The organism is Faecalicatena contorta (assembly GCF_022835095.1).
GTDB classification, from domain to species: domain Bacteria; phylum Bacillota; class Clostridia; order Lachnospirales; family Lachnospiraceae; genus Faecalicatena; species Faecalicatena contorta.
In genome coordinates this window covers 4,841,036-4,856,191 of record NZ_BQNQ01000001.1, presented here as the reverse complement: position 1 = coordinate 4,856,191, position 15,156 = coordinate 4,841,036, and the positions used below count along the sequence as shown (strand labels likewise).

General features: G+C 46.2%; 11 protein-coding genes. 9 read left to right on the top strand and 2 right to left on the bottom strand.

What is annotated here, in order from left to right; genetic code table 11:
* Nucleotides 1–119: 119 nt before the first annotated feature.
* From MWG26_RS21715 to MWG26_RS21700, 4 genes are all read left to right on the top strand, one after another.
* Entirely contained in the window at nt 120–1,010 is an 891-nt protein-coding gene (locus MWG26_RS21715) for a carbohydrate ABC transporter permease (RefSeq protein WP_025653734.1), read from the top strand.
* A gap of 15 nt (nt 1,011–1,025) precedes the next feature.
* Nucleotides 1,026–1,844: a carbohydrate ABC transporter permease gene (locus MWG26_RS21710; RefSeq protein WP_244062778.1), complete on the top strand. Its 819-nt coding sequence runs from the start codon at nt 1,026–1,028 to the stop codon at nt 1,842–1,844.
* 120 nt (nt 1,845–1,964) lie between these two features.
* Nucleotides 1,965–4,043: an alpha-amylase family protein gene (locus MWG26_RS21705; RefSeq protein WP_025653732.1), complete on the top strand. Its 2,079-nt coding sequence runs from the start codon at nt 1,965–1,967 to the stop codon at nt 4,041–4,043.
* Between the two features lie 76 nt (nt 4,044–4,119).
* A complete protein-coding gene (locus tag MWG26_RS21700) occupies nt 4,120–4,758 on the top strand; it encodes an SGNH/GDSL hydrolase family protein (RefSeq protein WP_025653731.1) in 639 nt (212 codons plus the stop codon).
* Between the two features lie 390 nt (nt 4,759–5,148).
* On the opposite strand, the gene MWG26_RS21695 is transcribed toward MWG26_RS21700, so the two are convergent.
* Nucleotides 5,149–6,117, bottom strand: a complete 969-nt coding sequence (locus MWG26_RS21695) for a LysM peptidoglycan-binding domain-containing protein (protein ID WP_025653730.1) — start codon at nt 6,115–6,117, stop codon at nt 5,149–5,151.
* A gap of 153 nt (nt 6,118–6,270) precedes the next feature.
* Nucleotides 6,271–6,690 (bottom strand): helix-turn-helix domain-containing protein, encoded by a 420-nt coding sequence (locus MWG26_RS21690; RefSeq protein ID WP_025653729.1) that lies wholly within the window; start codon nt 6,688–6,690, stop codon nt 6,271–6,273.
* Nucleotides 6,691–6,960: 270 nt separating this feature from the next.
* Between MWG26_RS21690 and MWG26_RS21685 the strand changes: the two genes are divergently transcribed.
* The 5 genes from MWG26_RS21685 (at nt 6,961) to MWG26_RS21665 (ending at nt 15,091) form a co-directional block, all read left to right on the top strand.
* Nucleotides 6,961–7,827: a sigma-70 family RNA polymerase sigma factor gene (locus tag MWG26_RS21685; RefSeq protein WP_025653728.1), complete on the top strand. Its 867-nt coding sequence runs from the start codon at nt 6,961–6,963 to the stop codon at nt 7,825–7,827.
* A 120-nt stretch (nt 7,828–7,947) separates the two neighbouring features.
* On the top strand, nt 7,948–8,643 hold the full coding sequence (locus MWG26_RS21680; protein ID WP_025653712.1) for a response regulator transcription factor: 696 nt from the start codon (nt 7,948–7,950) through the stop codon (nt 8,641–8,643).
* An 11-nt stretch (nt 8,644–8,654) separates the two neighbouring features.
* The gene (locus MWG26_RS21675; RefSeq protein ID WP_025653711.1) at nt 8,655–11,243 is read left to right on the top strand and encodes a sensor histidine kinase; all 2,589 of its coding nucleotides are present in this window, start codon (nt 8,655–8,657) and stop codon (nt 11,241–11,243) included.
* 217 nt (nt 11,244–11,460) lie between these two features.
* The gene (locus MWG26_RS21670) at nt 11,461–12,612 is read left to right on the top strand and encodes a class I SAM-dependent methyltransferase (RefSeq protein ID WP_025653710.1); all 1,152 of its coding nucleotides are present in this window, start codon (nt 11,461–11,463) and stop codon (nt 12,610–12,612) included.
* Between the two features lie 43 nt (nt 12,613–12,655).
* On the top strand, nt 12,656–15,091 hold the full coding sequence (locus tag MWG26_RS21665; protein ID WP_025653709.1) for a C39 family peptidase: 2,436 nt from the start codon (nt 12,656–12,658) through the stop codon (nt 15,089–15,091).
* Nucleotides 15,092–15,156: the final 65 nt, after the last annotated feature.

The window sequence follows — 15,156 nt, the reverse complement described above, 5'->3', positions numbered from 1 at the left end:
CCATCTGTCCGGGAGATGCGGCTTGGGCCCGCGTTCCCGGAGGGTGGCTCGTTTTATACCTCTGGGCATACCCTAAGGCAGGGTGCGCGGGCGCCCACTGGATGAGGAAGGAGAGGAAAATGCTCAAAATTAAAAATAAGAAGGATATACTGACGGTTTTAGTTTTTCTGCTTCCGGCAGTGTTGATATATACCGCGTTCCAGATTATTCCGTTGGTGCAGGCGGGGTATTTTTCGGTAACGAACTGGAACGGGATTGCCGGTTCTGCAATCGAGTTTGCCGGATTGGAAAATTTTAAAACTATATTTAAAAGCCCGGATTTTTTGCTTGCGCTGAAGAACATGTTTAAGATGGTTGTTTTCAGTGTCGTGTTCCACACTCCGGCTGCTCTGCTCCTGGCAGTGGCTCTGAACACGAGGTGCAGAGGGTTTCGCATATTTAAAGCCATGTATTTTGTGCCTACGGTATTTCCGTTATCGGCTGTCGGCCTGATGTGGTATTTCATATTCATGCCTACGGGTGCAATCAACGCGTTTTTAGATGTGATCGGACTTTCGGATATGATGGCTCCATGGCTGGTCAATGAAAGCACGGCTATGAATTCGATCATCTTTGTGAATATCTGGGCTGGTATTGGCTATTATATGGTGATTTTACTGGCCGGACTGACGTCGATCCCGGAGGATGTGTATGAAGCGGCTGCAATTGATGGCGCCGGTCCAGTCAAAAAGTTTTTTTGCATTACGGTACCGATGCTGAAGGATGTGATTTTTGTCTGCATCTTAATTGATATCATGGGATCGGTAAAGGTCTTTGATTTGGTGTATGCGATGACAGGCGGAGGGCCGAACGGGCTGACTAATCTGCCCACTACGCTTTTGTACAATGAAGCTTTCAAATATAAACATTATGGTCAGGGCAGCGCCATCGGGATTGTGATCCTTTTGATCTGTCTTGCAGGAACCCTGGCAACGAATCTGATTCAGGCAAAGATGAAGAAAAACGATTAGGAGAAAGGGAGAACGATGAAGAAAAAACGGGTTGGAGTATATATTTTTCTGTCGGTCATGGCAGTGATGTTCGCAGCGCCGATGCTTTTTACGCTGATGTCTTCACTGAAGACAAAGGTGGAGATCTTCGCCGCTCCATTTGCACTTCCCAAAACGCCAATGTGGTCAAATTATATAGATGCGTGGCAGGGAGCCCGGATGAGCCGGTATTTTTTGAACAGTATCATACAGTCGGGAATCACGGTGATTGTTTTGGGGATCCTGTCCTCTATGGCTGCATTTGTATTATCCAGATTCCGGCTTCGCATCAGTAAAGGGGTCATGCTTTTTTTCCTGATCGGGATGATGGTTCCGATGCATACGGTGCTGGTACCGATATCCTATATGATTGGGAAGCTGAATCTTTCCGATAATATACCGGCACTGATCTTGGTATATGTTGCCTTTGGGCTGCCATTTAGTATTTTGGTCCTGACCAATTTTATGCGGGGGGTGAACCGTTCCCTGGAAGATGCGGCGCTGGTGGATGGGGCAAATTATGTCCAGATCTACTGGAAGGTGATGCTGCCGATGACAAAGCCGGCGATTGCTACGGTATCTATCTTTAATTTTCTGAACGCGTGGAATAATGTTATTTTTCCGCTGATTTTTATTAAGGATAATGATTTGAAGCCGGTGGCTCTTGGGATTCTTAATTTCAATGGGGAGAGAGGCACCGAATATGGGCTGATGATGGCGGCAATCGTCATTACGGTAGCCCTGCCGATGTTCATTTATATGCTGTTCCAGGAAAAGGTAGAGGGCGGGCTTGCCGCAGGGGCGGTGAAGGAGTAGGTATGCCAAAGAAAACACCAAAAACCATGCCCCGGAAGGGCGGATTTGCAGCAAGCTGCAAAATAAAGGAAACAGACTAGAAAGGCGGCTAAAAACATACAGAGCAGAAGGAGATGTAAAATGGAAAAATTAAGATACAGACAGGTACATATGGATTTTCATACAAGTCAGTATATAACAGAGATTGGAAAAGATTTTGATGCGGAGAGGTTTGCAGAAAGGCTGGAAAGAGCGCACGTGGATTCTGTAACGTGTTTTGCCAGGTGCCATCATGGGTGGCTGTATTATCCGTCCGTGAATCATCCGGAGCTGATACATCCGAATCTCGTAAACAGGAATCTTTTGCAGGAACAGATCGAAGCATGCCATAAACGTGGGATCCGCGTGCCAGTCTATACGACCGTAAGATGGGACGAGCGGATTATCCGTGAGAAACCAGAGTGGCTGTGCCGCGATGAGCATGGTAGTCCGGTGGATAAAGGAAATGTGCCAGAACCGCATTTTTACTATGACATATGTTTGAATAGTGGCTACCGGGAGTTTTTTAAAGAGCATCTGAGGGATATCATTGAGGTGGTTGGAAGAGAGAATCTGGATGGAATATTTATGGATATCATGTCCCAGACAGAATGCTGCTGTAAGGACTGCCGGCGGTTAATGCTGGAGGAAGGGCTGAATCCCAAGCTTCGGACAGACCGGGTTTATTTTGCAGAGCTAACGCTGAATCGTTTCCGGAGCGAGATATCGGCTTTGATTCGGGAAAGTGCGCCGAATGCCACGATCTTCTATAATGATCCGGGCGTGGATCTGGTCATGAAGCGCTCCGTTGACACCTACAGCCACCTGGAACTGGAATCACTGCCGAGCGGGGACTGGGGATATGACCATTTCCCAATTATGGCAAGGTATGCTGGGCATTTTGGAAAAGAAATGATCGGGATGACAGGGAAGTTCCACACTTCGTGGGGGGATTTCCATTCGCTGAAAAATAAAGCGGCGCTGGAATTCGAATGTTTCCATATGCTTGCCATGGGAGCGGGCTGCTCCGTGGGAGACCAGCTTCATCCGTGGGGGCAATTGTCGGAAGCGACCTATGATTTGATCGGCAGCGTCTATGAAAGTGTGGAACAGAAGGAGCAGTACTGCCGCGGTGCATACCCGGAGGCGGAGATAGCGGTGCTTACACCGCATGTGTTTTTGAATCCGATTCTGGATGGGAGAGAGCTGCCCAAATCACTGATCGGCGCAGTGCATATGCTGCAGGAGATGGCGTATCAATTCACGCTGATTGATCCTGAGGAATGCTTTGAAGCGTATCCGCTGCTTCTTTTGCCGGATGAGCTCCCCTATTCAGAGGAACTGGAGAGGAAACTTAACGCGTATGTGGAGAAGGGGGGAGCGGTTTTTGCCTCTTTTAACGCGTGTATCAAGGGGGACGAAAGTGAGCTGTATGGGATCCGTGATATTAACAAATCAGAGTACAGCCGGGAATTTGTACTGCCGAACGAGACGATTGGGAAGGAGCTTCCGAAAGAGCCCTTTGTAATGTATGAGAGAGGAATGGATGCGGAGGCTGATTCTGCGAATGTAATCATGGAGAAAATTCGTCCGTGGTTTGAACGGGGCAGCAGGGGCACATGGTCAGGGGGAACTGGAAATGCGTCCAGTGAGGGTTTGACCGGCCATGAGGGGCTTCGCTTTTGCAGCCATCAACACGCACCTACCCCGGATTATGAGAGAAAAGGGGAACTGTTTCAGAAGGGAAATGTGATTTATTGTGCACATCCTGTGTTTGGGATTTATAGGAAAAATGCGCCGAAATGGTGTAAAGTTATGGTGAGTGATGCGATACAGAGATTCTGTGGAAATAAAATGGTTTCCCATAACGGTCCGTCCAGCCTGCTGTGTATATTGAGTCAACAGACACAGGATAGGCCGGATCAAACAGAAGAGAGTTGTAAAATACTGCATCTGCTCCACTATATTCCGGAAAAAAGGTCGGAGGAAATTTATACGATTGAAGATGTGATTCCTTTATACCATACGGAGTTCAGAGTACATTTGGGTGGGCGCCATATGAAGGGAATGCGGCTTGTCCCGGAGAATAAACCGATTGCTTATGAAGAAAAGGATGGATATGTAGAATTTGAAGTCGAAAAGATAGAAGGGCATCAGATGGTTGAGATCAGACTAGAGTAACAAACGGGACCGATGATGAATGATTGATCTAATTGGAATTTCTGAAAGATAGAAAAGCGTGCAGGAGGTACAAAATATGCTGATGACAGAAAAATGGAAGAATAAAAGGGTATGCTGCATGGGAGACAGCCTGACGCAGGCAGGCGTATGGACGGAGCGGTTAAGGCAAAATCTGGGCTGCAGGGTGTACAGACACTGCAAAGGCGGCCTTAAAATGCGGGAGATTGTGGACGGCGGAGTCGGTGCGGAGGGCGTACTCCCCCCGTTGTCTGCCTCAGTTCTGGCGGAAATGGATCTGGTTATTTTTTTTGCGGGATATAATGACAGGGTGGATACTGACGCAGCAGCGGCACTGCAATATTGCATTGATATCATTTACGACCGCCTGGAGGAGGCCGGCAATTTGGATTGCAGAATTCTGATTGTCACACCGCACTGTGTAGGGAAATATTCATATATTAATGCGGATGGGTATGAGGAGTATCCGCCTGGGTCAGGAAGATCCCTGAAAAAAATGACGGAGATTATGGAAGCAGTAGCCGCAGATAACAGTATTCCGGTATGTAACCTGTGGAAAACATCGGGGATTAACAGGAGAACATGGTGCGTTTATGGAGCGGTTCCGGGAGAAGATATGGTTCATTGCTCGGATAAAGGTTATGAACTGATCGGGGATGTAATCAGCGGGGCAGTAGTTAGAAGTTTTGGAGGCTGATATGTCTTTTCTATCTTAAGGGAGTTCTTTTTGGAATGTGCAGATTTAAAAGTATAAACAATGGGCAGGGAGCCGGCAGAAAAAGCACAATATACGGCGAAAACCTGTCCTGCAGGATCTGCAAGGCGTGAGAAAAGACACGCGTAAAAAGCACAATAGACAGCGAAAACCCCTGCAGTATCGGCTACAGGGGTTTCGTTGTTTTTATAGTTATCTAAAGGAATGAGAGTAAAGTTGGCATTCTGTGCATTTCAGAATACCTTTACTTTATGAGGGGGGAGATAGTTGTTTATCAACTATCTGAGTATTATTATAAGAGATAAATGTGCATAAAGTATGTCGTTTCTATAAAAGAAGTGGAAAAATTATTACCAAATTCTAAAAACATTCTTATGAGATTCTAATCGTATTCCCGGCGTAGATCAGATTTGGGTTGCTTATGCCGTTGAGCCTTTGCAGTTCGCTGACCGTAGTACCGAATTTCTGTGCGATTCCGCTCAGTGTATCCCCTGGCTGTATGGTGTAGTAGCGTGCGGTGGAGCTGCCGTCCTCCGGAATACGGATCGTCTGGCCGGCATAAATCAGGTTTGGATTGGTAATGCCGTTCAGTGCGGCGAGCGTCTGATAGGTAGTGCCGTAGCGTGCTGCTATGCCGCTTAATGTGTCGCCGGGCTGTACCACATACGTAATGTAGTCCTGAACGGGCGGCGGTGCAGGATTGCTTCCTCCGTCAAGATGATTCAGGCCGGCTTTGCGGATGACGGCAGGATAATCGATAAAGCCTGTATCTAGGTCTACATTGCCGCTGATCCCGGGAACACTGCCCTGGTCCGTAAACTGCCATATTCCGCAGTTGGTGCCGTCGAACTGGCTGTTATAATAGGCATACCACAATGCGTAGCGGTCAGACAGATCGGCCGGGAAATAGGTATTCAGAAAGTTACGGTTACTATAAAACATGGCATAATAGCCGCGTTCTTCCACTCTGTCACAAAAGCTCCGGACAATCTGCGTCGCAAGGGATGGGGTAAGTGTCACTCCGTTCTGAGCGGCGTAGTTTACCGTTGCCTGTTCTATATCGTAGCATATCGGATAATCCAGACGATAGGAAGAGATTGCATTTATACAGCCGTCAGCCTCCTGGCGGGCCGTTTCAGGGCTGATGGCATAGCAGAACCAGTATACGCCGATAGGGAGTCCAATTCGGTTACATTCTGCGGCGTTTCTCTGAAACTGCTGATCTAAAGTGCCGAAACCGTATCCGGCACGGAGCATGGCAAACTGATATCCGGCAGCTTTTACCTGCTCCCAGTCTACAGTACCTTGAAATTCACTGACATCTAGTCCTCGTGTGCTCATAAAAAAACTCCTTTGCCATATAAAAAGTGGCTATACTTATCATTTTATTATATGTCTCAGGAGCAAAATTGGTTACTATTCACGGACCATAGACCGTGAAGCGGGGAGGTATATTGCGATAATGAATTTTCAGATACGCTCTGGGACAGCGGCCTATCTTCTCTCTTTTTTATACTCAGGTATCTTAGTCAGCAGTTCGACCAGACGGATGGCTTCAGCCTGTCCGTTCCCATTGAGTGACTCCATATATTGGAGCACGGTCTCCTGGCTCCGTGTGATTTGTGTTTCTAAAGAAACTGTTTTCTTTTCCCGTTCTTCCAACCTATCCTGCAGAACCTGGATTCTGGCTTTTTTCACGTGTTCTTTTTGTTCCGGTGCAGTATAACCTAGTAAGTCATAAAGTTCCACATTCAGTATCCGGGCGATCTTCATAAGCTGTTCATTGCGCGGCTCCCGTTTGTTCGACTCGTACTGGCGTATTGTGATCTCGGCTGCTCCGCATTTTTCCGCAAGCTCTTTCTGGGTCAGCCCGGCGCTCTTTCTTGCATTTTTAATATGATCTCCAACAGACATTTTATCCCACCTTTTTTCTATCTATTTCAAAACTATAACATATTAAGTGGTGTTTGAATAGATTCAAAATGAATAATAAAAATATATTGACGATTCAAATCGAATATGATATGATTTTTATGGATTCGAAATGAATCTATAAAATACGTGGAGCCGTGGATAGGATATTATTTGTGAGAGTATCCCGGACTTTCAAATTTTATGATTGTCCGGGGTATTAACAAAAATGCGGTGTAAGAGGAGCAAATATGACAGGAGGCGGATGGGATTATGTTAAATGAGCAGTTAGCAGCACGAATACAGGCAGGGGTAGATGAGGCGGATAATATGCTCCTGCTCTGGCAGCAGAATGAACCGTTTATCAGAATGATGGGCCGGCGCTTTGCGGGGCCGGGCAGGGCGGAATTAGAGGATCTGATGCAGGAGGGCTATCTTGCTCTTTGTGAAGCGGTCAGGCACTATGACATTGACCAGGAGGTGCCATTTATCAGTTACGCCGCCTTTTGGATTAAACAGGGAATGAAGCGCTACATAGAAAATTGCTGCGGGACCGTCCGTATTCCCACGCACGCGAGGGACTGGGTCCGCAGATACAGGAAGATGGCAGCAGAGTACTGTAAATATTATGGCTCAGAACCGGAGGATGATACTTTATGCGCTCTGCTTCAGATCAGCCGGGAAAAGCTGAAGGCGGTCAGAAAAAGTGCGGATATGGAGAAGATATACAGTCTGAGTGAACCTCTGGGGCAGGAGGACAGCGGTCTGGATATGGAGGAGACCATCGCCTCCGAAGAGGATCTGGAGGAGGAAGCTGTACGGCGGCTGGATTATCAGAATATGAAAAGAATGCTCTGGGAGGCAGTGGAATGCCTTGAGGAAAAGCAGGCTGCAGTGATTCGCTGCAGATTTCTGGACCAGAAAACGCTTAGGGAAACGGGAGAGGCAATCGGCATCACAAAGGATGCCGCGGCCAATCAGCAGAATAACGCCCTGCATCTGCTTGGACAGCCCAGCAGATGCAGAAAGTACCGGGGATATTATGAAGAGTACCTGGCGGCATCCTGTTATCACCATGTGGGGCTTGAGGCTTTTAACAGGACCTGGACGAGTGAGGTGGAGAGGGAGGCTTTGAGATAAGGGCCGGGGCGGCCGGAAGCGGAAGAAGATGAATAATAATTTAAGAAAAATATAAGATTTTCCCCAATGGGTCTTAAAAAATCACAGATATCATGTATACTGTAAGGGAGGTGATGAAAAATGTATAATATTTTAGTTTGTGATGATGATAAGGAAATCGTAGAAGCAATCGAGATATATTTATCCCAGGAAGGCTATCATGTACTGAAAGCCTATGACGGGGCAGAGGCATTGAAGATGCTTGAATCGCAGGAAGTGCATCTGCTTGTACTGGATGTCATGATGCCCAGACTGGACGGAATCAGAGCCACCCTTAAAATTCGAGAGAACAACAGCATCCCGATTATTATCCTGTCCGCTAAATCTGAGGACGCGGATAAGATTCTGGGACTGAACGTCGGCGCCGACGATTATGTAACAAAACCATTTAATCCATTGGAACTGGTAGCGAGGGTCAAATCTCAACTGCGCAGATATACCCAGCTCGGAGGCAGTGTTAAGGAAAAGTCCGAGCGGGTGTATGAGGTTGGCGGCCTTGCTATTAATGATGATCTGAAAGAAGTTACCGTGGACGGAGAGGTTGTGAAGCTGACACCTATCGAGTATAACATTTTATTATTATTAATGAAAAATCAGGGGAGAGTTTTTTCTATAGACCAGATTTATGAATCGATCTGGAATGAAGATGCAATCGGAGCGGACAATACGGTTGCCGTGCATATCCGGCATATTCGGGAAAAGATTGAGATCAACCCGAAGGAGCCCAGATACCTGAAGGTCGTCTGGGGCGTTGGGTATAAGATAGAAAAACTCTAGGAAGGAGCGATATGAAAAACTGGTATAAAAAGCCGGTGACGAAAGGGATTCTGCTGCTGCTTGCCCACCTTACGGTAGTTACAGCCGTTCTTGGCATGGTAATCATGCTGGCTTTTTTCGGAAGCAGAGGGAGCGATAGTTTTCTGAAGTCTGCGAGCAAGCCATATGAAGAATCCGCGAGTTTTAAGAATTTAGTATCCAGTGCCACATGGGATGTCATGGAAGGCATTGCTATGAAGAATAATTTTGAGACAGACGGCAAATATAATCCCGAAAAGCTGGTTGATATTATAAATTTTGCGAAGAACGGAGTAATAGACGGGGAGAATGAAAGCGGTCTGGCATACACCCTGGAGGACCTCGTGAACTGGAGCAGCGAGTACACGGAGGAAGGGGCCAGCTACGATGACAATGGTGTGGTTGTCTGCGAGAAGCCTGACGGAACTTATCATTATTATTATACGGGAGAGTTTAAGTCTCTGATTGAGGATAATAAACTGAGGCTGGAAGTCGAAGGAATTACATCTGAAGATTTTATGAATCAGCTGGAAAACGGATATTATACATCGGGTTATTATAATAGTATGGCAATTAAGAATACCGATGGTATCACGGTGTATACGGACTGCTGGACATTCAGCGAGGCATTGCGGGAAAAGTATACGCCGGCAGGGGCTGCCAATATTCTAGAGGTGGTAAACAAATCGCCGGAGCTCAATGGGAAACTGTCCCGGGTATACGGCTATCTGCAGAACATTCTGAGTACGCTGTCATCCCAGGTTGACAGATACCTTTATTCAGGAGATACATGGGAAGAAGGGAACACGAATTTCATTTACATGTTTGTAGATGAAAGTGCGAAAAAAGTATATACAAATAACAGCCATCTCCGGGATTACGATTCTGTAAAAGAAAATCTGGAACAGATGAAGGCCGGCGGCAGCAATAAGTATTTGATTGTAAGGCCGAAACTGGCAGAGTTTGAGACGAATATGGATATTTCTGCCAATGAATGGCGTTCTATGGTGAAGTCCTACAATTACAGACAAAAGGCAGACTGCATTTTTGCGGCGGCTGTGGATACAAACTTTCCAATACAGGACGTATTTTATGCGGATGCACAGGATTATGATACCTATGCGCCTCATATGAGATTGGCGGCGGCTGGAAGTACAATCTGCTCCATCTTATTCCTTGTAATCCTGATATGGATGACACTGATAGCGGGAAGGAGCGGCAAGGACGGTGAAGTCCACCTGAATCTGTTTGACAGGTGGAAGACGGAACTGGGTGCGGCGTTTGTTATCCTGTTATGGCTGATACCTGTCACCTTTTTAGGAAGCATGTGGGGCGGTATCGGATCACTTTCTAATACATCGGTTTATCCGGATGGCAGCTATTCGTGGGAATTATTTACGAATATGGCATACAGAGGGTATGGCAGTTATTTGAGATTATCTGATTTAATATTAATGGGAATACTTGCGGCATTCACTACGGCGTGTTTCCTGTTTGGTTACCTGAGCCTTGTGCGCAGAATTAAGGCAGGGACCGTCTGGAGGAATAGCCTGCTGAGGAGTGTTTGTCTGTTTTTAAAAGAGTTTTGGCTGAACCGTAATGTAACATTCCGGGCAGTATTCTCATTGGGTGTCTTTATGGTAATACACTGGCTGGCAATTGGGGTTAGAGGTTTTTCCGGCTTTTTTATCCTCATGCTGCTGACAGAGGCGGCCGCCGTATTTTTGGTAGTAAGAGGGGCTGTTTCGAAGAGCAGGATAAAAAGAGGAATCCGGGAGATTGCATCAGGCAACGTGGATTATCAGATCCCGCTGGACCGCCTTAACGGCGGGGACTTGAAGATGGCCGAGATGGTGAATAATATCGGCAACGGCTTGCAGCGGGCTGTGGAAGAGGGCATGAAGAGTGAACGTCTGAAGACCGATCTGATCACAAATGTGTCCCATGATATTAAGACCCCGCTGACATCCATCATCAACTATGTAGATTTGTTAAAGCGGGAGAATTTTAATGATCCAAAGATAAAGGGCTATCTCGATATACTGGAGGCAAAGGCGCAGCGCCTGAAAACATTAACGGAAGATGTTGTGGAAGCATCCAAAGTGAGCAGCGGGAATATTGTCCTGGAATTCATGGACGTCAATTTGGTGGAGATGATCAATCAGACTGCCGGGGAGTTTGCAGAAAAATTCGCAGCAAAGAACCTGGAAATGATACAGAACCTGCCGGACGGGCCGGCAATGATTCACGTGGATGGAAGGCGGATGTGGCGTGTACTGGAGAATATCTATAACAATGCCGCCAAGTACGCAATGCCCGGAACACGTGTATATGCGGATCTGTGGGTGACGGAGGAGAATGTAGGCTTCTCTCTGAAGAATATTTCCGAACAGCCTCTTAATATCTCTGCGGATGAACTAACAGAACGTTTTATCAGAGGTGATATCTCAAGAAGCACGGAAGGCAGCGGACTGGGCCTGTCAATTGCTAAGAGCTTGACAACAATGCAGGAAGGAGATTTCAGACTTTATCTGGACGGCGATTTGTTTAAAGTAACGATAGAGTTTCCTCGGGTGAAGTAAATCGGGGAAGTGTTCAAAGGGGTCAGACCCTGCTGCAAAGGGGTCTGACCCCTTTGCGTTCCTTTTTCAGAATATTCTCATTTTTTCTAATATGTTTTGGCTTTTTGAGGATACTGATAATATAAAGTGTACCCAATCAGGAAGTGTTTCTTGCACCATCCGGTGTTTTGCTTTACAATTAGGTAGGAACGAATGATGGTTGATTTAAGAGGTGCTTATGGAATCTTTACAGGAATTACTGGTTGATATTTTAAATATAGATTTTATTCAGGGGATTCTTAGTAATCCTCGTACGAAGGATGGGGTGCTGAAGATTAAGGTGAGGCCGGTGGAAAAGAAGGGAAGCCTTTATTTTCAATTTGAATCTTTCACGGAGACGCAGGCGTTCCATGAGAATCTGACGGCGGAGGATGCGGGCAGGCGGATCGTGGAGTATATGTCGGCGTTCCGGCAGATGCAGATGACGACGAGGTCAATGAATTATACGGTTCTTGTGAGTAAGAAGGGAAAAGTTACGATTCAGAGGAAGAGACAGGCTGCGGAGGTGAAGGCGCCGGAATTATCGCATAACCGAAGTAAGAAGTATATTCTGCAGGAGGGGACGGTGGTTCCGTTTCTTCAGGATCTGGGGGTGATGACCGGCGATGGGAGCGTTGTCAAAGCCCGGTTTGATAAGTTTCGGCAGATTAACCGTTTTCTGGAGTTTATTGAGGATATTCTGCCTCAGCTTGACCGGGGGCGTGAGCTTACTATTCTGGATTTTGGCTGCGGGAAGTCTTATCTGACGTTTGCGATGTATCATTACCTGCACGAAATACAGCAGTATGATATACGCATCATCGGCCTTGATTTAAAGCGGGATGTGATTGAGAATTGCAATCGGCTGGCGGAAAAGTACGGTTATGACAAACTGCAATTTCTGGAGGGGGATATTGCGGACTATGAAGGCGTACAATCTGTCGATATGGTGGTAACGCTCCATGCCTGCGATATGGCGACAGATTATGCGCTGAGCAAAGCCATTGGCTGGAATGCAAAGGTGATTCTTTCAGTCCCCTGTTGTCAGCATGAATTAAATGGGCAGATAGAAAACAGGGATCTGGCTCCGGTCATGGACTATGGCCTTTTAAAGGAACGGTTTGCCGCTCTGGTGACCGACGGGCTGCGGGCAAAGTATCTGGAGGCTTTCGGATATGCCACACAAGTCTTGGAATTTATTGATATGGAGCATACGCCGAAGAATATACTGCTGCGTGCGGTGAAAACCGGTAAAAACAGTACTGATGCAGAACAAAAAATCAAAGAATGTGAGACATTGCTTCATGTAAATCCGATCCTGGGAAGACTGTTGTATCCGGATGGGGAATGAGAATGGGAGTTGGGATAATCTTTTTAATAAAGGGGACAGACAAATGAAAAAAAAGAGGTGGATAAAAGCAGGCATTCTGACGGGCGTGTTTCTTATCGCAATTGTCATAAGCAGTCTGCTGACAAACAGAGGAACGGCCGATTTGACGGTTGACCTGAGCGAGCCTTCTCTGCCGCGGATTTCTTTTTCGGTACAGGGGAAAAATGTAAATGCGCTGGCCGGCTATGTTAATGAAATGGATATCACCGCTATGCGGGATACGATAACTCCGCTGGAAGAAAACGGAACGCTTCAGATGGCAGTAGATACGGATGGCAATGTAATACAGGAAATCCATTATGAGGTATACTCACTGGATGGGGAAGAGATTTATAAAAAGGGTGAGATTAAGGATCTTTCTGACACTGCAATACAGCTGGATTTAAACGGCGCTCTGGCGGAAGGAATATCGGAAGCTGTTCTAAAGGTCACACTAAAGGTGGAAAAGCAAGACATTTATTTCTATACGAGAATTGAGCGTCCAGATGATCTTGCTGTCGGAGAATGCCTGAATTTTGCAGAAGACTTTCATACTAAGACATTTGACAAAAAAAATGCGTCCGATCTTAGCACATACCTTGAACCCAACGAAGAAGGAGATAATACAACCTTTCAGACGGTAACAATTCACTCCAGCAGTTCGCAGCTGACCTGGGGAAACCTGGCCCCTGAGATTTCCAGTGATGTTGAATGGAGCATCAAGGAGAGCAACAGTGTATATACCTCTCTTCTGGCGAAGTATCAGGTAACGTGTGTGGGGGATGGGGAAGAGGTCGAAACATACAATATCAAGGAATTCTTTCGGGTGAGATACAGTGGAGATGAATTATACCTGCTGGATTACAACCGAAGTATGAATCAGGTATTTAATGGCAATAAAAAAGTTTTAAACGAAAATGGTATCCTGCTTGGTATAGCTTCATCTAATGTGCCGTACGAGACGAACAAAAATGGCACAATCGTTTCTTTTGTACAGGAAAGGGATCTTTGGACATACAATCAGGATGCAGATGAGCTCTCACTGGTGTTCAGCTTTGCAAACAAAGAAGGTCATGACGTTCGCAGCAGGTACGATCAGCATGAAGTACGGATCATCAGTGTGGATGAAAACGGCAGTACGGCATTTGCAGTTTATGGATATATGAACAGGGGCGAGCACGAGGGGGAAGTCGGTGTTGATGTGTATTACTTTGACATCGACAAAAATGCGGTGGAGGAAAAGGCGTTTATTCCAAGCAACAAGTCTTTTGCCATCGCAGAAGACGAGCTGGGCAAGATGGTGTACTACAGCCATGAGCGTCAGATGCTCTATGTACTCGCGGGCGGAAAGCTGTACCAGGTTGATCTGGATAACAATAAGCAGGAAGTCCTTGCGGAGGATCTGGCTGAGGGTCAGTATACGGCGTCCGATGACGGACACATGCTGGCTTATCAGACGAATGGGTCATTGGAAGAAGCTACGGAGATCAGAGTGCTCAATCTGAAAAACGGGAAAGAAAATATTGTGGAGGCAAAAGACGGAGAAACGATCCGTCCGCTCGGGTTTGTGTCCAGCGACTTTATATATGGATATCAGAGGCCGTCAGATAAGGGCAGAACGGTTGCCGGGGAGGATCTGCTTCCTATGTATGAGCTGGAGATCCGGGACAGTAAAAATAAAGTTGTAAAAACCTATTCTGTGGAAGAAACGTATATTTCGGATATTATTATTGAAGAAAACCTGGTGACGCTGAATCGGGTCACAAAATCAGGAGACACATATACGGGAACAAAACAGGATTATATCAGTAATAATGAAGTAAGAAAAGAGAGTAATATCACACTGGAATCCTATACCACAGATTTAAAAGAAAAGCAGATGAGGCTCACATATGCGGATGGAATTGAAGACCAGTCGCCGAAGATTCTGAGACCGAAACAGGTTATGCTGGATGAGGCGGTGAGGATTGCGTTTGACGGGAAAGTAAAAGCAGATAAATATTATGTATATGGCATGGGAGAGCTGATTGAAATTTACGACAAGGCGGCGTATGCAATTCAAAAGGCGGAACAGGTATCGGGCGTAGTGATATCTTCGGATCAGTCATATATCTGGGAAAAGGGTAACCGGGATCTGGTATATTACACAGAAGCACAGGTATTTAAGCGGGCGGATGATCAGTCCTCTTTTGATGCTTGTGAGGATCAGATGAAGCAGTATCATGCAAAAAGGGTGAATCTGACCGGCTGTACTTTGAGCCAGGTACTCTACGTTATTAATAAAGGCCTCCCTGTAATTGCCATGACAGATTCCAGCCACGCCATTCTTCTGACCGGATACAGTACGACGGATGTAACGTACATTGATCCCGACAGCGGCGAGGAGAATACAGTCAGCGTAAATGATATGGAGGCAATGACGGCGGGAAGCGGCAATACATTTATAGGATATGTGAAGTAAACAAAAATGTAATATTAGAATTAGAAAAAGGACCATTTTCCGGAAAATATATCTCCGAAGATGGT

What these genes read in the sequence shown, in the direction of transcription:
- MWG26_RS21715 (WP_025653734.1), top strand. Translation starts at nt 120, where the DNA reads ATGCTCAAAATTAAAAATAAGAAGGATATACTGACGGTTTTAGTTTTT.
- MWG26_RS21710 (WP_244062778.1), top strand. Translation starts at nt 1,026, where the DNA reads ATGAAGAAAAAACGGGTTGGAGTATATATTTTTCTGTCGGTCATGGCA.
- MWG26_RS21705 (WP_025653732.1), top strand. Translation starts at nt 1,965, where the DNA reads ATGGAAAAATTAAGATACAGACAGGTACATATGGATTTTCATACAAGT.
- MWG26_RS21700 (WP_025653731.1), top strand. Translation starts at nt 4,120, where the DNA reads ATGCTGATGACAGAAAAATGGAAGAATAAAAGGGTATGCTGCATGGGA.
- MWG26_RS21695 (WP_025653730.1), bottom strand. Translation starts at nt 6,117, where the DNA reads ATGAGCACACGAGGACTAGATGTCAGTGAATTTCAAGGTACTGTAGAC.
- MWG26_RS21690 (WP_025653729.1), bottom strand. Translation starts at nt 6,690, where the DNA reads ATGTCTGTTGGAGATCATATTAAAAATGCAAGAAAGAGCGCCGGGCTG.
- MWG26_RS21685 (WP_025653728.1), top strand. Translation starts at nt 6,961, where the DNA reads ATGTTAAATGAGCAGTTAGCAGCACGAATACAGGCAGGGGTAGATGAG.
- MWG26_RS21680 (WP_025653712.1), top strand. Translation starts at nt 7,948, where the DNA reads ATGTATAATATTTTAGTTTGTGATGATGATAAGGAAATCGTAGAAGCA.
- MWG26_RS21675 (WP_025653711.1), top strand. Translation starts at nt 8,655, where the DNA reads ATGAAAAACTGGTATAAAAAGCCGGTGACGAAAGGGATTCTGCTGCTG.
- MWG26_RS21670 (WP_025653710.1), top strand. Translation starts at nt 11,461, where the DNA reads ATGGAATCTTTACAGGAATTACTGGTTGATATTTTAAATATAGATTTT.
- MWG26_RS21665 (WP_025653709.1), top strand. Translation starts at nt 12,656, where the DNA reads ATGAAAAAAAAGAGGTGGATAAAAGCAGGCATTCTGACGGGCGTGTTT.